This is a genomic window from Marinobacterium sp. xm-m-383 (assembly GCF_013283255.1).
Lineage (GTDB): Bacteria > Pseudomonadota > Gammaproteobacteria > Pseudomonadales > Balneatricaceae > Marinobacterium_E.
In genome coordinates, this window is the sequence record NZ_WBYT01000001.1 from 25,758 (window position 1) to 45,743 (window position 19,986).

The following is a 19,986-nucleotide window of genomic DNA, read 5'->3' on the forward strand; positions in this document are numbered from 1 at the left end:
GTTATTGATCGGATTTGCTAGGGATGTAGTTCTGAAAAAAACTGATATGAGTATTAAAACCACGAGAAAGAGCGAGTGCTCTTTTGTGGTTCATTGGCAGCTCACCGGCTAGAATAGCGCTAAATTCTTTCGTATCGAGACCGCATAACTCAGCAGCTTGCTCTGCAGTCATCCCGGTTGGTTTTAAGTAGAGCTCTTCAATAAGAGTTCCCAGCTGTGCGTTTGAATCGAGAATTAACATGGTAATGGATTTGTGAACATGAACGAGAGTCTAGTATACACCCTGATTTTACTTGGTGTGATAGCCATAGCACTGCTGGCCTGGTTTATCACCAAACAGTTGCGTGAACAGCGAGAGATAACGCGTCAGTTAGCCGAGCAAGAGGAGAAATTGGCGGTAGAGGCAGCAGCCAATCGACGTTACCTAACAGAGAGTATTCGTATCATCTCTAATGCCATACTGCACGATGACAAGATCACTTTGACAGAGGGGTGCATGCGTCTAAAAGTGATGATTGATAATTATGACGCATCGCTGCATCAAGACCCTGACTACCAAGTGATCGAAGAGGTCTATGGTAAAACCTCCCACATTCCTATCCTTCAAGATTGGAAAGCCTTGGATAAACAGTCACAGCGAAAATTTCAGATGGAGATGCTGAAAGTGGAGGCTGAATGCCAAGAAAGAATCCACGCCGCGGCTCAACGTCTGATTGATCATGAGATGCATAGGGTGCACTGATGTCCATACTGCCAGTATTTATCTTTACTCTGCTGGCAACTCTACTGTTGGTCGCGGCACTGACCTTTGGCAGAACACCCAGTTATCGTCCAACAAGAGGATCGGTGATCAATCTACTTGAACGTGTGCTCTCTGGGGAAGCCAAAGTGACCGAGTGGGATCTCTTTCTAGGCTTGCCAATACAGTCAGATCCACTACTGGAAGAGGCAAGGATTGATTGCCTCAGGATACATGAAGGACTTGATGGCGAACAAAAAGCGAGTGAAGGTCTCGCCAACTATCTATATGATCGAAAAGGTCGAGAGCGCATTGCAGAGGTTCTCGAACGGTTAAAAAAAGCGATAAAAAAAGAGCCCACAATACGAGAGTTTTAGGAGCCAAACGTGCTGAACTACCCCAAAACTAAACTGCCTTCTGTCGGTGAAACCATCTTCACAACAATGTCTGCATTAGCGGCTGAAAAACAGGCAATCAACCTGTCACAGGGCTTTCCAGATTACCTAGGCCCACAGAAGTTACTAGACGGTGTTGGTCGTGCGATTACCTCAGGCAACAATCAATACGCCCCTTTGGCCGGTGTTCCCAAACTGTTGGAACAGATTAAACTCAAAGTGAAAAACTATTATGGTCGTGATTTGGATGTGGCCAATGAAGTGACTGTAACGCCAGGTGCTACAGAGGCGATCTACTCAGCGATTACCTCCGTGATTCAGCCCGGTGATGAGGTGATCGTCTTTGATCCCGCCTATGATAGCTATCATCCTGCCATTGAGATTAATGGTGGAGTGCCGGTTCACATTAAGTTGCTACCGCCCAACTTTTCGGTGCAGTGGGACGAGGTAAGAGCAGCCATCACCTCTAAAACCCGTATGATCATCATTAACACGCCACATAATCCGACGGGATCTATTTGGCAGCGATCCGATTTAGATGCGCTGGCAGACGTTGTCAGGGGCACCGACATATTGATCATCAGTGATGAGGTCTACGAGCACCTGGTCTATGACGGACAGGTGCATCAAAGTGTGAATACTCATCCAGAGTTGATTGAGCGTTCGTTCATTGTCTCCTCGTTCGGCAAAACCTATCACGTCACAGGCTGGCGCACTGGGTATTGTGTTGCACCTGCGCCATTAACCAAAGAGCTGCGCAAGGTTCACCAGTACGTTACATTCACTAGCCACACCCCGATTCAACATGCGATAGCGGACTTTATGGTTGAAGAGCCAGACTACCCACGAACACTGCCGGATTTCTTTACGCAAAAACGCGATCGATTGGCTAAGGGGCTGCAAAACAGCCGTTTTAAACTGCTCAACTCGAGTGGTACCTATTTTCAGTTGGTTGATTACACTGAGATCAGCGATGAGCCTGATGATCAATTCGTACTGCGTTTGATTGATGAGGTGGGTGTCGCAGCCATTCCTCTTTCTCCGTTCTACTCAAACGGTGAGCAGACAGGTTGTATTCGTCTCTGCTTCGCCAAAGCTGATGACACCCTTGATAAAGCGATTGAACGCCTATGTCGAATTTAACGCTGAGCTATTTTCAGATCGATCTTGCTTGGGAGGACTCTCAGGCCAACCGTAAGGCTATCGATGAGCAGATATTAGCTTTAGATAGTTGCGATATAGTCGTTCTGCCTGAGATGTTTTTGACAGGTTTTACCATGTCACCTGAAACCTGTGCAGAACCGATTGATGGTAAGAACTTACAATGGCTGATTGAACTCGCGTCTCAAAGCGGGAAAGCTCTGGCAGGCAGTCTCTCCGTCTCTGTGGCAGGGGAGTTTCGAAATCGCTTCCTATTTATCACCCCTGAGGGGCGTGTCGCTAAATACGACAAACGCCATCTGTTCACTATGGGTGATGAGCCCAATCACTACACGGCCGGTGAAGAGCGCGTCATTATTCACTATAAAGGGTGGCGAATTATGCCACTGGTCTGTTATGACCTTCGTTTCCCAGTATGGTCAAGAAATTGTGATGAGTATGATCTGCTTCTCTATGTGGCTAACTGGCCGGCTGCTAGAAGAGTCGCGTGGCGCTCTCTGCTTCAGGCGCGAGCCGTGGAAAACCTAGCCTATGTTGTTGGAGTCAATCGAGTCGGTACGGACGGAAATGGACTAGAGTATTCTGGCGACAGCCAGGTGATCTCGTTTGATGGGGAGCTGTTAAAAGAGAGTGAACCGTTTCAAGTAACGATCGAATCTGTTTCGCTGAATAAAGACGATCTTATGGAATATCGATCTCGCTTCCCGGCGGCCGCCGATCGTGATGCGTTTACGTTGAGCGGTGTTAAGCGCCGAATCGTTGAGCTTTAACGAAGTTTAAGCGGGCGCATGCAACGATACTCAGGTAACCCCTCTTTGGTGGGTACAATCGCACTGAGGCGAAGTGCGCTTTCAAGATGACCCGCTAACTCCTTAGGTAGTGGCTCTTCAAATGGGTCAAATGTCTGAAAGTAATCGATTAAAGGATTTCTAAAGAAATAGAGTGCGGATTCAGCGGTAATTTTGTCGCACAGTGCTTTTGCTTTGCGCGTGCTTCGGGAATCATCAAACGCACCCTTAAGGCGTGTCTCAACGATTAAAATAATATCGGTTTCAGGAGAAGATGAGAGGTAGGCGCGCATGCCAATCTGCTCGTCTCGGGTATTAAGAAGATCAGCAATATTCGGGATTAACTGCTTATCTAGATCAAGGTTGAGTCTGTAAAAGCCCATATCAATCAGTGTGACCGGTCTCTCGGCAAGTTGGTAGAAGGCTCTAGCAGAATCATCGGCTTTGAGAGCGCCGCTGGCCAATAACACGGCTGAGATAATAAGGGCTTTTAGAGAGTAGTTTTTCAATTCATGTTCCTGATCAAAATTTAGCCTATTTTATTCATTGAACAGGAATAAAAAAAGAGGCCCTAAGGCCTCTTTAGAATATTTATCAGCTCACTCTGTCGATTAGAGTTCACCCTCAACCGTTGTAAGTCCATGAATGGTCCAATCTTGGTAGCCACCACGGTAGTAGTAGATCAGTTCTGCTGGGTAGCCTTCACGGATCATGGCACGAATGCCGCTTGGGCTTTGTGGACAGGTGCTTGAGTTACAGAAAGCGTAGATCTTAGTTGTAACGTCTGCACAGCTCCAACCCTCACCCTCTTTCTCACAACCGAATTGATCCATGTTCATGGCAACTTCAGTGTATGGAATGTTGATAGATCCAGGGATGGTACCTAGTTGAAGAACGTGATCTTTCATTCGCATATCAACGATCATGTTGTTCTCTTTACCAATCGCTTCGATTACATCGATCTCACCAACTGGCGTGACACCTTCTGCTGGAACCATAGGTTGTAGGTAACCCTTAATCAACGCAGGTGGAGTTTTAACTCGAGTGATCTCCATTGGACCGTCTTCAAGTTCAACGGTATACGCGTTCATTTTGTCCCATAGCTGGATGTTTTCGTCGCTGGCGATTGCAGTTAATGTGGTACCCGCAAATACTGCAGCGGTAGCGATGCTTAAAAGCTTTTTCATGATCTTTCCTCAGTGTTAATAGCGACTCTTACTTTTTATAACCATAAACAAGAGTCTTATTACCATTATCCTCTTCTGCTTTGGAAAAGTCTTATTAATTTTTAACCTCTGCTATTATTCTTTGATCGAATAATTACTTCGTAGGTCCTGGCATGAAAAAACTGACTCCACTCTCATTAGCCCTGTTTTTGATGACGGCTTCTAGTCACTCAATGGCAGAGATGTCCGTTGATCACAGCAAAATGACTCAACATGATCACGAGATGATGATGAAGCATCTCGGCATATCTGAAGAGGAGGCTACACCTGTCGTCAATGACCAGAGAGAACTCGTATTGTTTCCTGAAGCTGAATACCATCTCACTTTGCAGAACATGCGAGACCACCTGAGGGGGGTAAACCTAGCCCTAATAAATGTGGCCTCTGGAGACTATGTTAAGGCTGCAGAAGCGATTGAGCAGCACCTTGGTTTTGGCAACAGTCACGGCGCCAATGGTCTGCATTCGGCTCGAGAGTACATGCCTCCTGGAATGCAGATGTTGGGTCACGGGATGCACACAAAAGCGAACGCGTTAGCGACGACGCTCAGGGATTCGGAGATTACTGAAGATAGTCAGGAGATTTTTCTGAAAATGGCCGATCTTACGTCGCAGTGTGTAGCCTGCCACGATGCGTATCGATTGGGCACAGAGTAGAAACTTAGTTCGCGGCGTTTGAGCTAACAGGTGATAGCACACCACCCACATCAACCGCGCCTAATGCGACGTTTACCATGGCGTTAGTGCCAACATCCGCAAGTATCTGCTCTTCATTGAGTGGATTCTTGCCACAACTCTCCAACATATTGGAAGCATTTTTGCGATCGACATAGTCCAAGGCTGCATTGGCACCGATGATGATGGGTGCCAAACCCACGGTCGCTACCGTCAAAATAGGCGTTGCAATGTTACGTCCCCATTTTAACTTCTCATGCTCTGTGACCGTTGACATGGATGATTCACATTGGGCAGTGACTACATCGCCATTGATACGTAGCTTATGAGCCGTGTCGTAACTCACGCTTGAGCATCCACTTACCAGCAGTGTTGAGCAGATTAAAGAGGTTGCGATGATTCTCATTTGACTTTGCTTTTGTACCATTAATGAACATTGTGACACTTATCTATATAGAGACAGGTTTTCCTGAAAAGTTCCCTAAGTTATTAATTTATTTTAAAAGTGACTCAATATTTACACCTTTTCGTATTCTGCTTTAATACAGTTAATCTGTCTGATTCATCTTAGGAGTTTGTCATGCGCCTATCTACCTTCCCGTTAGCATTTACACTGTGGGTATCGATGCTTGCCACTGTCGCTCATGCTCAACGAGTCCCTGATCTTGAGCGTGAACAACGGATGGTGGATGAAATAGTTGATGTCATCTTTGATGGCGACCCTATAGAACTCAGTGACGGTGATCGGGAGTTTCTAGCGATCTTTATGGAGGCCGACGAGCCAAAAGGGACAGTGATCATCGCTCATGGACGTGGTTATCACGCCGACTGGGAGAGCGTTGTAAACCCTTTGCGAGTGGGTTTGGTTGAAGCGGGTTGGAATACCCTCAGCATTCAACTTCCGGTTTTGGAAAAGAGCGCTAAGTATTTTGACTACGTCGATATCTTTGATGAAGCTGCCCCACGTTTCCAGGCTGCGACTGAGTTTGCTAAGGAGCAGGGTGGTCAAGTTGTTTTGCTCGCTCACAGTTGTGGTTCACACATGGCGCAGCGCTGGATTAAGAATCAACCTGAAGCGAGCTTAGCCTCATTTGATGCCTATGTCGGAATCGGGATGGGAGCCACCGATTACAAACAACCGATGGTAGAACCTTTTCAGCTCGATAAAATGCCAATGCCAGTCTTAGACCTTTATGGCAGTGAAGATTTCCCGGCTGTTATCAGAAAAGCGCCAGAGCGTCTGGCTATGCTGGAAAAAGCAGGTAATCCAAAGTCGGCACAGCTGGTTGTTGAAGGGGCAGAGCACTACTTCAAAACACATAAATCTGAGTTGGTCGACACTGTTTCTGGTTGGTTAGATAGGCTTTGACCTTAGTTACGGTAAAGGGTCTTAATTAGATGGTAGCCAAAACGGGTTTTGATAGGGCCGTGTACCTTTAAGATCGGGCGCTTAAAGACCACATCATCGAAGGCTTTGACCATATCGCCACGATGAAACTCACCGAGGCTACCGCCTCTCTTGCCTGATGGGCAGATAGAGTGTTTTTTAGCGAGCTGATCGAACTTCTTGCCCTTTTTAAGCTCAGCTAATATCGCCAAAGCTTCCTCTTTGGTCTTTACCAAAATGTGTACTGCAGATGCGGTGGCCATAGTCTCTCTCGAAATGGTTATGTTGTGTATTCTATCAGATCTACTCTAGCGCTTCTGCTAAGGTGGCGGTAAAACTTAAATGGTTCGGTAGAGGTGTCAGGTCAGATCGAGAGACAGTTTTTAACGGTTGAAACTGCAGATCTGCCAAAACGATTTCACAGCCATCCTGAATTCGACGTTCAATGAAACGTTCAAGTGCCGACAGCCCGCCGGCATCCAGTATCGATACACCATCTAGGTATAAGATGATTTTTTGTTTTCCTTGGCTTAGGTGCTCCAGTTGGTCAAAAACTCGATCAGCGGCAGCAAAGAAAAGCGGACCGTTGATTTTGTATACGGCGGTTCTTTCAGAGAGCGGCCTAGGGACATGTTTACGCACGCCACTGATATCTTTTACTTGGGTCATCTGTGCTATGTCTCGCATGAAGAGCAGTGCCGCTAGCACGACGCCCACGCAAATGGCGATCACCATGTCAAAGATGACGGTCAGCGAGAAGCAGCTAAGCAGAACCAATACATCACCCAAATTGGCCTGTCGTACTAACTTAATCGCTTTGGGCGCTTCACTCACGTTCCAAGCAACCAGAAGGAGCATTGCGGCCATGGTAGCCATAGGAATCTTCGCTAACCAAGGGGCGAGCAATAGGATAGCTGCCAATACGACCAGCGAGTGGATTATGGCCGCAATCGGGGAGACCGCCCCAACTCGATAGTTAGTGGCCGATCGAGCCAGGGCAGCGGTTGCTGTAATGCCGCCAAACCAAGGCGTTACTAGGTTGCCGATCCCTTGACCCAGTAACTCTCCGTTGGAGTGGTGTCTTTTTTGACTCATGCCATCCAGCACGACAGCGCAGAGCAGTGACTCAATAGCACCTAACATAGCGATTGAGAACGCCGCTGGCAGTAGCTCAATGACCAGCGATAAGTTCCAATCAAGAGGGACGCCATTAGGGCCAGGTTGCTGCCATGGCCAAGTTAGGCTGGGTAAAACAGGAGGTATGCCGGCTCCAGAGGTGCCATCCGGTAATAGATAGTGAAAACGGGTGCCAATAGTCTCTATCTCGTTAAAGCCCCAGAGAAAAGCCGCTAGGGTTCCGACAATGGCTGCTGGAAGATAGGTTGGGATGGGCGTTTTAAATTTTGGCCAAATGATCAATGAGGCTAGTGTCACCACCCCGACAACGAGCTCCCCGGTGTGAATGGCAGGAAGATGGTCAAACAGGGTGACAAGCTTGGCAAAGAAGAATTCAGGCATTTCAGCTATATGAAGGCCTAGGAAATCATTGAGTTGCAATACTGCGATAACGACGGCAATGCCACTGGTGAAGCCGAGAGTCACCGGTTCGGGTATATACTCAATCAACCGACCTAACCTCGCGAAAGCGAGCGTGAGCATGATCAAACCGGCCAGAAGCGTAGCTAGCAGAAGTCCATTCAAGCCGTAACTTTGAGCAACTGGATAGAGTATGACTACGAATGCAGCCGTTGGGCCTGAAACGCTGTATCTAGAGCCACCGGTTAAAGGGATCAATATACCGGCAATGATCGCTGTATAGAGACCGTACTGTGGAGGTACACCGCTGGCAATGGCGAGTGCCATAGAGAGCGGAATGGCGATGATACCGACAGTTAAACCGGCGAGTAGGTCTTTGATGAAATGATCAAAACGGTACCCCTCTTTAAAGACCTCACGCAGAGCAGTGAAAGGGAGTACCGAATTAAAACGTGATCGATGTGGCATGTCAGTGAGGACCGTATAGATCGTATAAGATCCTCACAATTTATAAGGTTTTGAGTGAACTAGCTATCGTCTTTTAGTCGTTGCTGCTGTCAACACAGGTGTCACAGTGCTCTTTGAAGATACCAACTTTTACCAGCACCGAGTGGAACCAACAGCCTGCACACCAACCTGCAGCGGCTTCAAGCCACATGAAGGTTAGACAGAGAGGAATGGTCACCAGAGGGGTCCAGCGAGGCATCCAGTTCTGAGTAGTTGTCAGCAGTTCACTTCCTGTGAGGCTGTTTACAAATTCGGCAACCGGTACCGGGTTGAAGAACAGCAGGCAGGCGGCAACCAGTGCGGTACCAATCTTCCAAGCAAACTTCTTAGGCTGGTATGGGCGGTAGACTGGCTTGTGGTGACGGTTCATAGCACCGGCAATCCAGAACAGGGGGCAGAGCCAGGCGGTGCGTTTGCTTTGACTTAGCACCATCTCCCAAAGGACATAGAGCAATAGGTAAGTTTGTGGGGTCCAGTCGTAGACCTGGCGAACGACCTCAGCGGAGTAGATGATCTGCCCAGCCATGTTGGTATCCCAAGTATCTTCCAGTGTGCTGGGATCAACAATGAAAGCCGAACCATTGATCGTGTTGTAGAAGATGACTAATATAGAGACGGGTACTAAGAACAGAAAAGCGGCACGTGTTCTAACAACATTGTCGTTGACCATGTCGTAACTCATTGGGTGAAACAGTGGGTTTCTCATCAGTGATCCTCTATTGTTTTTATATTAACTGTTCCTAATAATAGGCTAGGTATAAGCGTTAATAATAGATGCTGCTTAGGTTAAGTTTTTCTTAACTAGTTTGGTTATAGATCTCTTGGTTATTTATTAACTTTGCTAATATAAGCGGCTCTCCAGCAGGGTTATTGGATGTCTAAGTTTCAAGTCATCGTCGGTACCGTTTATGGTTCAACTATTGAATTGGCTGATGAGTGTCAGGAATTTCTGACCACTCAGGGACATCAGTGTGAATGGCTAGATACACCCGAGCTCTCTGATCTTGATCCATCAGCTTCCCTGCTGATTATGACGGCATCGACAGGAATGGGAGACATCCCAGACGGTTTGATGCCGCTCTACTGTGATCTATTAGATGAAGAGCCCAATTTAACCCATCAGCGATTTGCATTGGTAGGGTTAGGGGATTCAAGTTATGACTATTTCAACGGGGCGGCCAAACGACTGTTTGAAGTGTTTTCAAATCTGAAGGCTCAATCGTTGGTTGAGCCGCTCTATGTTGATGCCAATAAAGATCCTGAGCCAGCAGAACCTGTTATGCGTTGGCTAGCGAGCTGGATCGATTAGTCGAAAGGTTAGATTGATTCTCGGTTGTTTAACGCGAAGACGTTTTGGCACTGAGTGCTCCCAATACTCTTGAACTCCAGGGTTCATGATCAGCAGAGAGCCGTGGCTGAGTTCAAAGTCGACGGTCTCTTTTCTACTCTTTAGATCTCTAAATCGAAAGGTGCGAGAGCTCCCTAGTGACAGTGACGCGATGACAGGCTGTTCGCCCAGTTCTGGCTCGTTATCACTGTGCCACCCCATACTGTCATGCCCATCTCGATAGAGGTTACAAAGAACGGCATTAAATGTGTGGTTGGCCGTTGACTCGATTTTGTCTTTAATGGATTCGAGAATGTTCGGAAAGCCGCTACCCTCCATCGTCAGATTAGAATAGCGATAACCAACACCTTTTGATGCTACAAAGCACTGCAGTCTTGGAATAGGGTGGCTTTTTCCATAAAGGGTAATACTCTCTTGGCGCCACTCTAAGGTGTTTGTGAGCTCCATGAGCAACTCATCTGCTTCAGTCGAACTGAGAAAACCTTCGATCAGCTCAGCGTTCAAACGACTACTCATTACAGTTGTTTAAGATATCTTAGCAGTTGATCGGCTATGACCGGTGTCAGATCTAAGGAATTTGTCTCATGGACGATGCTGTTGCAGCTGTGAATTTCGGCAATACCTTTCAATAGTGCATATGCATCTTTAGCGAAAATACCATGGACTCCGATGATCAAAGGTTTACCCATCTCCGCTGACTCCAAGTGTTCAATGGTCGCTAGCATGGTTCTTCCGCTGGAGATGATGTCATCGACTAATACAGGACGATAGCCTATGTATTGGGCCAGTTCAGGCTCTGTCACAGAGACATCGTAATCACCTGATCGCTCTTTCAACAGGATCTGATAGGGTCGATTAGATGCGTTGGCGATGGCAGCTACCCACTGTTCACTCTCTTCATCAGGGCCGATCAATAATAAGTTGTCGGTTTGCGTTTTTAGGAACTCGGTAATCACCGTTTGCGCCGTGCAGACCATTCCGTTGAGTGTATAAACCGCATCCAGTGTTGGATAACGATGTAGGTGTGGATCGACCGTTATCAGTGCATCAAAGGCGAGGGATAGGTGCTTAGCAAAGTGTCTAGAGGTGATCGATTCGCCCGTATGAAAACGTTTATCTTGCCGCATATACGGAAGATAGGGTGTGATCAGACAGATATTGCTAGCGCCTAGCTCGCGCGCATTTTCTGCAAAACTGAGTAGTGGAAACAGTTTCTCATTGGGTTGGTATAGGTCGCAGAAAATAACCACGTTGGATTGTGCTACGTCGGTATCAACCCTGAGAAACGTCTCCCCATCAGGGAAGTGACGGATTTCAAATTGACCCAAGGGTAGACCGGTGGTTTCAGCGAGTTTTTCCGGAATAGGGTGGCTTGGAGATAGATTAAATAGAATGGAGTTTTTCATAAGTCACCTATTCACCAAAGGTTAAAATTTGTAGATGTGATTGCAGGTAATCAACTGCGTAGTTGAGCTCGCCAATGTGCTCAGCATGAATCGTTAGCATGGGTTGTCCACGTTTAATCAGATCGCCTACTTTAACGTGTAGATCAACCCCCGCCGCCGCATCAGCTGGCGCACCGGCCAACTTGGCGACTTTGGCTAGGATACGATTATCAACAGTGGCGAGAGTGCCATCCTTCTCCGCTAACATTTCGTAACGATAGTGGGCTATAGGTGGCTCTTTAAAAGCGCCTTGCGCCTGACAGATGGCAACAAATTTCTCCCAAGCTTTCCCCGTTGTAACCAACTCTCTGGCGAGCTTTTCACCTTCGCCAGGTGATACTTTACCGCTTAAATCGAGCATTGCACCGGCAAGGTAGACCGCGCGATTTAGCAGATCCTGAGGTGCTTGCTCATCACATTTTAAAACTCGGACAATATCTCGCGCTTCAAGAGCGGGTCCAATTCCTTCACCGACCGGTTGAGTCCCGTCTGTCTTAACAATGGCTAAGGTGACACCTAAGTTATCAGCCACTCGTTTAAAACTGTTTGCTAGCTTATCGGCGGCTTCATCATCTCTAACTTTAGCGGTTGGCCCTACTGGAATGTCGATCAAAACGTGGGTCGCGCCTGCGGCTACTTTTTTTGATAAAACAGAGGCGATCAGCTGTCCTTCACTGTCGATATCGAGTGCGCGTTCTACTTGAATGAGTAGATCGTCAGCAGGGCTCAGCCTCACGGACCCTCCCCAGGCTAAACAACCTCCTTCCGAGTGAACGACCTCTCGCATCTGATCTAAGGTGAGACTGACATCTGTGAGCGTCTCCATGGTGTCAGCGGTACCGGCCGGCGAGGTGATTGCTCGTGAAGAGGTTTTGGGAATGGTTAAGCCTGCAGCCGTTAATATGGAGACCACAATGGGCGTGGTGCGGTTGCCGGGTAAACCACCCACACAGTGTTTGTCTAGGACCTGATCCAGCCCCCAATCAATAGTGCTTCCAGCATTGATCATTGCGCGCGTGAGAGAGGTGATCTCTTCATCATCTAACTTGTCGTCACCACAGGCGGTAATAAAGGCGGCTAAGTAAACATCAGCGTAACGTTCATCAACGATGTCATTAATAATTTCGCTAAACTGCTCTTCATTTAATTTATGGCCATAGACCTTTGATCGCACATGCGACAGCGAATGAACAGGCCTTGGGTGAGACAGCCATATGGACTCATGTCCTATCAGTTTAAGTTTCTCCCAAGCCGATTCAGAGAGTCCGATCTCCCCCTCGTCAATTAGGTCTCCCGTCACGATATTCAACGTGGCGATCATGTGATTCTGTTCTGTCGAGACGAGGACGCGCGTTAGGCTGTTAAACCCTTCCGATTTGCAGACAGAACTGTCTGAACGAAGGTAGATGTTGGGTTCGTGGTGTGTATCAATCCCTAAACGGCGTGCCCTTAAGGGATTCATTTTCTCTGGAAACATAGGTCACTCTTATACTAAGACTAAATTCAGTCTACTTAAAAACGGGATACTTTCCACAAGAGTTCAAACAGTAATGAGGTTTCTACTGTTATGGATCAATCGGCGCTGTTAAAATAATTGATCAACTTTGAGAGTGTATTGATGAACGATCTACCCGAACAGCCTCTATCTGTCTCCCCATCCCTAGCATCCAAGTATGGTGTGGATGGTGCGCTGCTGTTGGGTCTGATTGAACAGTACCGCCTTATTGTCAAAGCAGATGAGTTAACTCTCTCATTGTCTGCGTTGCAGGAGCGCTGCCCCTTCTGGAGTGAGGCACAGTTGCTTGAGCATCTTTACACGCTGGCATCTGAATCCCTGTTTGGTCTGCAAGTATCTGATGATCAACTGCTGATTAGTTTTGAAAAGGGAGCTTCTCAATCCGTAGCAACGCCTGCGACAAAACAAGCGCCTGCAGCCATCCAGGCGACAGCTGCTCGACCTCAAACTCATCGTTTGCCAAACTCTAGACGGAACGTGCCGCCCAGTTTTGGTGGTGGCTGGCGTCGATCAACCAATGAGTTGGACGAAATTTTCGAAGCGGCTGAACAAAAACGCAAACTTCAAATTCGTATGGATGTCTCTTGGAGGCCTGATGAGAGTTTCTATCAGTTGCTTCAGCAGCATGGTATTGAAGCTCGATTTGCGGAATCGCATCTTGATGAATTTACACTCTACTATCTGGATAAACTTGATCACCAGAGCGTTTGGAACCAGAAATTCTTAGCCTGGGTAAAACGTGCCGTTCGTGATCAAGAGAGCCGTTCGGCTAAAGCTGAACGTTTTAACGAATCTTCACAAGCCGGTGGGCAGCATGAAAAAAGTCGACGAGATACTCGGGAAAACCGAAAACGGGTTACCGCAGCCGTCATGGACCTCAAAAACCTCGACTGGTAATCGCTCACTCAGTACGCCGGAACATGAGGCGCCGCAACGCGAGCTGATCAGCCAAGAGACCAAAGCGATGGTCAACATGGTGTTTGCTCGTTTCATGGCGATCTATGGCCATAAATTCAAAAGTGCTTTTGAAACCGAGCAGGAGATTATGATTGCCAAACGTGAGTGGGCAATGAGCATCTCTGGCTATGGTGAAAATGAACTGGTAGCGGCTATTAATCGTTGTAAAGAGACCTTAGCTTGGATGCCATCCATCTCAGAGTTCCTCAACATACTAAAAGAGGTTGGAGCAGACTTTGGTCTTCCTAGCAGTTATGAAGCTTACCAAGAGGCTTGTCGATACGCGGGCGATCATCATCACGATTGGTCTCACCCTGCTGTCTATGAGGCGGCCAAGCAGACCGGTTGGTATGAGATTCGAGGGGAGGCGGAAGCCAATATCTACCCACGTTTTCGATACTACTACGATATGATTTCAAAGCGGGTGCGTGCTGGTGAGACGATTGATCAACCAGTGCCTGTTGCGATTGAAGCCAAAAGCGAAGTGACGCATGCAACCACCATGCTCGAGTTTGCTAAAACCCATCAGATCGATGAGGCTGAAGCCTGCAAATTGCTCTATTACTTGACCTTGCCTGAGGGCTCTAATGTCCGTTCGCGACAGTACCAGCAGAGTTTAGCAACGGCTCAAGATCGTGGTTGGACGCTGCCGACTACTCAATAGTCAGATTCAAGAGAACTATTTTCTTCCAAGAAAGCGTTTAAGGTGCTTCGACATTTTCGAGGCATTTTGATCGCTGATCAGTTGGTCAAACAGTTTACTCCACCCCAGAATCGATACTGAAAAGAGAAAGCCCAATTTCACATCATCAAATACAATCGCGACCAGCGTCATGGTGATCATTGTGGCAATGACCGAAACGATAAATACTTCTAATTGGCGTGGTCTAAAAAACTTCCAATAGATGAAGAAAGCGACCCCCGCGATGATGATGAAAAAGTGCATCGGTTACTCCTTAGTCTCTGGCTCGAGTTGCTCTTTGAGCTGCTTGATCAGGTTCGCAGGTAGATCCTTTACTGTCAAAGTTTCACTGTTTGGATCGAAAGAGATCGATTTCCCGAGGGATTCGTTGCTGAAGCTGATCGATACCTCACGCGTTCTGCCGGTGTAGCGAACGTATTTTTTCAGACTGGCGCGATCGGGAATGAACTGCTCTTTAAGTTCTGGGGCTTCAGAGGCGATGTATTGATCAAACCCAACCTCTTGGTCACTTTCAACAGAGGCAGTTAGGTCACGATAACTTACGGACTCACCCGCTTTGGATTGTTCTATACAGAACTCGGCGACCTCTTTCTGATAACGTTTACCAGACTCTTCCGGCATATTGGCACTGTAGTCACGAACCACCTCCATGAAGCGTTCTGTGTCAGCTTGAGTATCTACAGTATCGAAGAAGCCAATAAACTCAGCCAAAGCTCGAGTGGCGGAGCGGTCACCAAAACCGAAGCCTAAGGTTAGGTAGCGACTGGCACTAGGGTCAAACAGGCGCTTTAGATCGATGCAGCAACAGAGCCCCATTTTTGAAAACTCAAGCTGTTCTGATTCAATCAGCTCATTGCTCTCATCAAAACACCATCCGTCGGACTGTTTTAATTGAGCTATCCAGAGTTCGTGCAGGTCAGTTTCATCTTGCTCGATGAACGCCCAGTAACCATCCGTCTCTAAATCCTCACTCTCAAACATCACCGCTAACAGCTCGATCACTTTGGAACTGAATTGAGTCAGGTCCAGACCCTTCTCTTGCCAGTTCAGCAGGAGTCCTTTGAAGCTCGTTGCCTCATCCGCAAAACGGCCATAACGCTTGGTGGCCCTGCGTGTGAATACTTGATCGATTTCGTTCAGCAGTTTTCGGGCATTCAGTTCTGACCCAATAGGTTGCTCTTTTAGGTGAAATGACTGATCACCAGTTTGACGAGTTAATCGGTGAGCGATAGCGCGAACACTGTTCATTGCAAGAGCCTATTGTGGTTGGCGAAAGTGTGGGCCGAACATTTGATCGGTTGCCTGTTTCAGTGCATCGGACACCGAGGATGAGCGAAGCGCTTGAACCATCAAGACTCGATGCACCGGCAGGTACATCAAGTCTGCTAGGATACGACTGAAGGCGTTCTGCCCGGCATCACACTTAGCTAGAGCCTCTAAAAACAGAGTTAGAAGTGTTGGCTCAAGCAGCGCATTTTCACAACGGGTAGCGATCGCAGCGAGCAGCTCAGCACTCTGTGCTGCTCTGCTATTGAGAACAGCTTCAATCGCCTGATGCGTATGGCTTTCTGTTTTAGCACTAGAGAGCGCACGGATAAGAAGCGAGATAAGCACAGGGTCTCTGTTTTCGCTTAATGCCTCTGTTAGCTGATGCAACAGCTTTTCGGATAGGTCGCTGCTAGGCTTTGCGTGTTCAAGCAACCCAAGAACTTGTGCGTGTAAGCCTTCTGGAAGCTGATTCAGTGCGTTCACAAGAGTGGCTTCGTTACCGGACTGTTCAAGTCTTACAACAAAATCAGCCAAGCCTTGAAGTGACAAGTTCTCCCAGCCAGTATCAAGGTTGGGTTGGCTGATAAATTGCTGCACAGGCTCGTAATAGGCTGATGCTGCTTGTTGGTTATCCAGTGCTGCTTTGGCATGAAATAGTGCCATCTTTTCATCGCTTGGTTTAAACGCAAAAGGATTCTCTTTGAGGCTGTCTTCTGTTGGAACACCGTCGATACTGGATTGAACGTTTTGCAGTAGGCGATTGACGATATCATCACGCACAGCGCTGAGCAGAAACCCTTGCTCATCAAGCGGTAACTTCAAAAACCAGACGGCATTCTCATCAGCAGACTTAGGATTCCAAAGTAGCAGCGCAATCCAAGCGTGCTGCAGGTAGGGAGTAGGGTAAGGGGTGGCCTGAGTCTCGATGCGTTCAAACTCGTCAGCACTGAATGCCCTGATACGACGGCCGAGATCGTAGATACGCATCGCGGTTCCGGCCTGTTTGAATAGTGCGGTTAAAGTTACCTGTTGATCGCTCATCGCTGACTCCATTTTCTAAGCGCGCGATTTTACCATGTCGGCGAGCGAATCACAGGTTGCCGAGCAGAATCCTCTCTTCTGCTTGTTCAATCTCCCTAGGCGATCCGTTCAGAATCAAAGTGTCACCCTCATTAAGCAGCAGAGTTCCCGATGGGTTATCGATCTCCTCACCCTGTTGAATCAGTGAGCTGATCTCCAACTCTAGGTCGAGGGCGTCTAGGGTTTTGCCACAAGCATAGGCGTTTTCAGAGAGAGTAACCGCGTGCTTTTGAATCACTCGGCTTGGGTCTAAATCCGCTTTCAGGGATTGTCCGCCGTGCACGAAACCATGCAATATTCGGTAACGTTGTGATCTTACGGTACGAATGCGCTCCTTGATGATATCTGCGGGAACATCCAGCAGTGTGAGGACGTGAGAGACCAACATTAGGCTGCCTTCAAGGGCCTCAGGTACCACCTCTGCTGCGCCGTATATCTGAAACTGCTCTAAGTGATAATCATCCTGGGTTCTAACGAGTACTGGGATATCACCGAATTCGCGCTTGATCTGTTTTAACGTCTCAAGGCTCGACTTGGGGTTAGGCAGCGTCAGAATAATAAGGCGAGCCTTCGCAGCTCCTAAGCCTCGCATAATATCGACACGTTTGGCATCGCCGTAATAGGCAGGCTCACCGGCTGAAGAGGCCTCTTTAATGCGAATCGGGTCCGGATCGATGGCTACGTATTGAATCCCCATCTGCTTCAGAAAACGAGCCACAATCTGTCCAACACGACCATAGCCACAAATGATGACATGGTCGGCGAGTTCGTGATGTTGGCTGGCGGCATCAGCATGTTGGTGCTCTGGCACAGACTCAGTGCTGTTTTCGGTTGGGAAAAAGCGCTCTGCGATCCAATCGGCTTTATTTAATAGACTAGGTGTAATGACCATCGAAATGATAATGGTGGAGACTAAGACAGCGTTTAGGTCACTGTCGATCACGTGATAGGTCAGAGCAACCGCGAGTAGGGCAAAGCCAAACTCACCGCCTTGAGCTAGACTGATGCCTGCTTTCAGGGAGGTGTTTGCGTTATTACCGAATAGACGACCTAGCAGCAAAATGACGAGGGTTTTCGCCGTGACCAGCATCAGAGTCGTTAGAATAACCCAGTGGATGTTTTCAACCAGCGCAGACAGATCAAGCTGCATACCCACAGTGACGAAGAAGAGGCCAAGCAGCACATCTCTAAATGGGCGTATGTCATTCTCAAGTTGATGCTTAAAGTGACTCTCGCCCAACATCATGCCCGCTAAGAAGCCACCTAAAGCCATTGATAGGCCCGCTGCGTGAGTAATCCAAGCTGCCGTCATAGCAGTGACCAGTGCAACTAGGACAAAGAGCTCATCCGAGCGTTCACGGGCAATCTCATTAAACAGTGCGGGAAGAATTTTGTGCCCAAGAATAAGAAGTAAAAGTAGCAATCCAGCGCCTTGCAGTAGTGGCCAGATGATTGATTCGCTAGCTTCAGCGGTGCTGGTTCCTAGCGCAGGAACTAAGATCAGAAAGACGACCGCGGCAATATCTTGAAATAGCAGAATCCCGAAGGATAGCTGCCCATGCGGTTGTCCTAGCTGCTGGAGTCGAATGAGCTCTTTGGTCACGATGGCTGTAGAAGATAAGGCTAACGCACCGGCTAGAACGATGGAGGGTGCCAACTCCATCCCCATTAGTAGCGATAAGCCGATGAAAATAGCGGAGGTAGTAATGACTTGGGCTGAACCTAAGCCAAGAACGGTTTTGCGCATGGCAATCATTTTTGGCAATGAGAACTCAAGACCCAACATGAACAGAAGGAATACAACGCCAAGCTCTGAAAGAAGCGCCATCTGGTCGGGGTGTGCAACTTGAAGCGCAAACGGGCCAATCAGGGCACCCATAGCTAGGTAGGCCAAAATGGCTGGCAGTTTTAAACGTCTGAACAGGGTGGTGGCAATAACGGCACCAATGAAAATAAGCAGTATCTGTTCAAATAGACCGTAGCTTTCAGCCATTAGTATCCCCGCTGAGTGCTCTATCGAGTTGTTGAATCTGAGCGATTAATTGGGCGTTCTCTGTACGACTCTTCAGTGCCTCTTCGGCATAGGGGTGGATGGCACTGGAATCGGGCAGAGGAATGTCGGTTTTTAAAATAGCTTCAAGCCTAGGGATCAGAATCCACTGCAACCACTGAGTAAACTCAAGCGTGTCGATGCAAAAGGGTTGCTGGCTGCTTAACGCTTCCTGGGACGGTGGCGATGCTTCCCACAGGGATAAACGCTCCATCTCATCTCTGATCGCTGCGATCGAGAGTGTAACGGCTTGAGCTTTACTCATCGTTGTTTTCGAACTTGGTGATCGCGGCTTTAATGCCGTTGAGTCGTTTAAAGCTGATCTCTTGCGCGGTGCTTAGGAAGTCCAGCATGAAGTCTGACTCTTTCTGCTCTTCGCGGATAGCCGCATAGAGTGTGCACCACAAACCCTCTTCACCTAAAGACTTGGCATCGATGAACTGCTTTTCAAGATACTCGTGCAGTGCCCAGTTTGGCAGCGCAGCCACGCCTCGACCACTAGCAACCAGCTGCACCATCATAACGGTTAACTCCGCCGTGCGAATTTCTTGAGGTTCGATACCTGCTGGGTCTAAAAATCGTGTGAACAGATCCAAACGGTTTTGATCGACGGGGTAGGTGATCAAGGTCTCCTCCGATAGATCTGACGGCTCAATCTGCTTTTTAGCATTGAGTCGATGTTGGCGGCTTAGGGCGAGCATCGATTCGTAACTGAACAGTGGAACGTAGTGAATGCCGTTTCTTGGCTCTGGATCCGATGTGATGACAAGATCAATATCACCACGAGCCAGTGCTGGCAGTGGCTGGAATGTAAAACCGGTTGAGAGATCCATCTCAACTTCAGGCCAATTCTTGCGGAATGAGTCGATGGTTGGCATGAGCCAATCAAAACAGCTATGACACTCAATACAGATATTCAAACGACCAACTTCACCACCCGCTAAGCGAGCAATATCACGCTCGGCTGTTCGGATCATCGGTAGAATGTCATCTGCCAACGATAGTATGCGTTGACCAGCAGAGGTGAAACTAATCGGTTTGGTTTTGCGGATGAACAGCGAGCAGTTTAGGCGCTCTTCGAGATCTTTGATTTGGTGTGAAAGGGCCGATTGGGTTAAGTGAACCCGCTCTGCAGCTTCGACAAGGCTACCGGCATCTCTTAATGCCACAAGAGTTTTAAGATGTCGAAGATCGATCATGGCTGA

General features: G+C 48.0%; 25 protein-coding genes. 9 read left to right on the forward strand and 16 right to left on the reverse strand.

What is annotated here, in order from left to right; genetic code table 11:
• Position 1: 1 nt before the first annotated feature.
• Entirely contained in the window at positions 2-241 is a 240-nt protein-coding gene (locus tag XMM383_RS00120; RefSeq protein WP_173482015.1) for a hypothetical protein, read from the reverse strand.
• A gap of 18 nt (positions 242-259) precedes the next feature.
• On the opposite strand from XMM383_RS00120, the gene XMM383_RS00125 reads away from it, so the two are divergent.
• Genes XMM383_RS00125 through XMM383_RS00140 form a run of 4 tightly spaced genes read left to right on the forward strand, consistent with a single transcriptional unit; the run spans position 260 to position 3,065 of the window.
• On the forward strand, positions 260-742 hold the full coding sequence (locus XMM383_RS00125; RefSeq protein WP_173494307.1) for a DUF2489 domain-containing protein: 483 nt from the start codon (positions 260-262) through the stop codon (positions 740-742).
• Positions 742-1,116: a hypothetical protein gene (locus XMM383_RS00130; RefSeq protein ID WP_173482013.1), complete on the forward strand. Its 375-nt coding sequence runs from the start codon at positions 742-744 to the stop codon at positions 1,114-1,116. The genes XMM383_RS00125 and XMM383_RS00130 overlap by 1 nt, the downstream gene beginning before the upstream one ends.
• Positions 1,117-1,125: 9 nt before the next feature.
• Positions 1,126-2,277 carry a methionine aminotransferase gene (locus XMM383_RS00135; protein ID WP_371744222.1) on the forward strand — a complete coding sequence of 384 codons (1,152 nt, stop codon included), beginning with the start codon at positions 1,126-1,128 and terminating at the stop codon, positions 2,275-2,277.
• A complete protein-coding gene (locus XMM383_RS00140; protein WP_173494308.1) occupies positions 2,265-3,065 on the forward strand; it encodes an amidohydrolase in 801 nt (266 codons plus the stop codon). The genes XMM383_RS00135 and XMM383_RS00140 overlap by 13 nt, the downstream gene beginning before the upstream one ends.
• Here the strand turns inward: XMM383_RS00140 and XMM383_RS00145 are convergent.
• Together XMM383_RS00145 and XMM383_RS00150 are read right to left on the reverse strand one after the other, a co-directional pair.
• Positions 3,062-3,592: a hypothetical protein gene (locus tag XMM383_RS00145; RefSeq protein ID WP_173483250.1), complete on the reverse strand. Its 531-nt coding sequence runs from the start codon at positions 3,590-3,592 to the stop codon at positions 3,062-3,064. The two genes, XMM383_RS00140 and XMM383_RS00145, sit on opposite strands and share 4 nt — an antisense overlap.
• A 102-nt stretch (positions 3,593-3,694) precedes the next feature.
• The gene (locus tag XMM383_RS00150) at positions 3,695-4,270 is read right to left on the reverse strand and encodes a rhodanese-like domain-containing protein (protein ID WP_173494309.1); all 576 of its coding nucleotides are present in this window, start codon (positions 4,268-4,270) and stop codon (positions 3,695-3,697) included.
• 152 nt (positions 4,271-4,422) lie between these two features.
• Here XMM383_RS00150 and XMM383_RS00155 point away from each other — a divergent pair, with 152 nt between their 5' ends.
• A complete protein-coding gene (locus XMM383_RS00155) occupies positions 4,423-4,965 on the forward strand; it encodes a hypothetical protein (RefSeq protein WP_173494310.1) in 543 nt (180 codons plus the stop codon).
• 4 nt (positions 4,966-4,969) lie between these two features.
• On the opposite strand, the gene XMM383_RS00160 is transcribed toward XMM383_RS00155, so the two are convergent.
• Complete coding sequence (locus XMM383_RS00160; RefSeq protein WP_173482008.1) at positions 4,970-5,329, reverse strand: hypothetical protein; 360 nt, start codon at positions 5,327-5,329, stop codon at positions 4,970-4,972.
• Positions 5,330-5,563: 234 nt separating this feature from the next.
• Here XMM383_RS00160 and XMM383_RS00165 point away from each other — a divergent pair, with 234 nt between their 5' ends.
• The gene (locus tag XMM383_RS00165) at positions 5,564-6,352 is read left to right on the forward strand and encodes a DUF3530 family protein (protein WP_173482007.1); all 789 of its coding nucleotides are present in this window, start codon (positions 5,564-5,566) and stop codon (positions 6,350-6,352) included.
• Positions 6,353-6,354: 2 nt separating this feature from the next.
• Here the strand turns inward: XMM383_RS00165 and ppiC are convergent, their stop codons facing one another.
• From ppiC to XMM383_RS00180, 3 genes are all read right to left on the reverse strand, one after another.
• Positions 6,355-6,633, reverse strand: a complete 279-nt coding sequence (gene ppiC / locus XMM383_RS00170) for a peptidylprolyl isomerase PpiC (protein ID WP_173483246.1) — start codon at positions 6,631-6,633, stop codon at positions 6,355-6,357.
• A gap of 40 nt (positions 6,634-6,673) precedes the next feature.
• Entirely contained in the window at positions 6,674-8,374 is a 1,701-nt protein-coding gene (dauA, locus tag XMM383_RS00175; protein ID WP_173494311.1) for a C4-dicarboxylic acid transporter DauA, read from the reverse strand.
• A gap of 73 nt (positions 8,375-8,447) precedes the next feature.
• Complete coding sequence (locus XMM383_RS00180; RefSeq protein WP_173494312.1) at positions 8,448-9,119, reverse strand: DUF4395 family protein; 672 nt, start codon at positions 9,117-9,119, stop codon at positions 8,448-8,450.
• Positions 9,120-9,287: 168 nt separating this feature from the next.
• Here XMM383_RS00180 and XMM383_RS00185 point away from each other — a divergent pair, with 168 nt between their 5' ends.
• Positions 9,288-9,722, forward strand: a complete 435-nt coding sequence (locus XMM383_RS00185) for a flavodoxin domain-containing protein (RefSeq protein ID WP_173494313.1) — start codon at positions 9,288-9,290, stop codon at positions 9,720-9,722.
• Here XMM383_RS00185 and XMM383_RS00190 read toward each other — a convergent pair.
• From XMM383_RS00190 to XMM383_RS00200, 3 genes are read right to left on the reverse strand one after another with little or no spacing between them, the layout of a single operon-like run.
• Complete coding sequence (locus tag XMM383_RS00190; protein ID WP_173489071.1) at positions 9,702-10,277, reverse strand: alpha-ketoglutarate-dependent dioxygenase AlkB; 576 nt, start codon at positions 10,275-10,277, stop codon at positions 9,702-9,704. The two genes, XMM383_RS00185 and XMM383_RS00190, sit on opposite strands and share 21 nt — an antisense overlap.
• Positions 10,277-11,167: a ribose-phosphate diphosphokinase gene (locus XMM383_RS00195; RefSeq protein ID WP_173489072.1), complete on the reverse strand. Its 891-nt coding sequence runs from the start codon at positions 11,165-11,167 to the stop codon at positions 10,277-10,279. The genes XMM383_RS00190 and XMM383_RS00195 overlap by 1 nt, the downstream gene beginning before the upstream one ends.
• Before the next feature lie 7 nt (positions 11,168-11,174).
• On the reverse strand, positions 11,175-12,683 hold the full coding sequence (locus XMM383_RS00200) for a thymidine phosphorylase family protein (protein ID WP_173483240.1): 1,509 nt from the start codon (positions 12,681-12,683) through the stop codon (positions 11,175-11,177).
• A gap of 141 nt (positions 12,684-12,824) precedes the next feature.
• Between XMM383_RS00200 and XMM383_RS00205 the strand changes: the two genes are divergently transcribed.
• Together XMM383_RS00205 and XMM383_RS00210 are read left to right on the forward strand one after the other, a co-directional pair.
• Positions 12,825-13,619 (forward strand): DnaT-like ssDNA-binding domain-containing protein, encoded by a 795-nt coding sequence (locus XMM383_RS00205; RefSeq protein ID WP_173483239.1) that lies wholly within the window; start codon positions 12,825-12,827, stop codon positions 13,617-13,619.
• On the forward strand, positions 13,537-14,343 hold the full coding sequence (locus XMM383_RS00210; protein ID WP_173483238.1) for a replication protein P: 807 nt from the start codon (positions 13,537-13,539) through the stop codon (positions 14,341-14,343). The genes XMM383_RS00205 and XMM383_RS00210 overlap by 83 nt, the downstream gene beginning before the upstream one ends.
• Positions 14,344-14,358: 15 nt before the next feature.
• On the opposite strand, the gene XMM383_RS00215 is transcribed toward XMM383_RS00210, so the two are convergent.
• Genes XMM383_RS00215 through XMM383_RS00240 form a run of 6 tightly spaced genes read right to left on the reverse strand, consistent with a single transcriptional unit; the run spans position 14,359 to position 19,980 of the window.
• Complete coding sequence (locus XMM383_RS00215) at positions 14,359-14,625, reverse strand: hypothetical protein (RefSeq protein WP_173481997.1); 267 nt, start codon at positions 14,623-14,625, stop codon at positions 14,359-14,361.
• A gap of 3 nt (positions 14,626-14,628) precedes the next feature.
• Positions 14,629-15,630 (reverse strand): nucleoid-associated protein, encoded by a 1,002-nt coding sequence (locus XMM383_RS00220; protein ID WP_173494314.1) that lies wholly within the window; start codon positions 15,628-15,630, stop codon positions 14,629-14,631.
• Between the two features lie 9 nt (positions 15,631-15,639).
• Entirely contained in the window at positions 15,640-16,692 is a 1,053-nt protein-coding gene (locus tag XMM383_RS00225) for a DUF3549 family protein (protein WP_173489076.1), read from the reverse strand.
• A gap of 49 nt (positions 16,693-16,741) precedes the next feature.
• On the reverse strand, positions 16,742-18,724 hold the full coding sequence (locus XMM383_RS00230; protein ID WP_173494315.1) for a monovalent cation:proton antiporter family protein: 1,983 nt from the start codon (positions 18,722-18,724) through the stop codon (positions 16,742-16,744).
• On the reverse strand, positions 18,717-19,046 hold the full coding sequence (locus XMM383_RS00235; RefSeq protein ID WP_173494316.1) for a YqcC family protein: 330 nt from the start codon (positions 19,044-19,046) through the stop codon (positions 18,717-18,719). The genes XMM383_RS00230 and XMM383_RS00235 overlap by 8 nt, the downstream gene beginning before the upstream one ends.
• Complete coding sequence (locus XMM383_RS00240) at positions 19,039-19,980, reverse strand: LysR family transcriptional regulator (protein ID WP_173484701.1); 942 nt, start codon at positions 19,978-19,980, stop codon at positions 19,039-19,041. Before XMM383_RS00240 ends, XMM383_RS00235 begins: the two co-directional genes overlap by 8 nt.
• Positions 19,981-19,986: the final 6 nt, after the last annotated feature.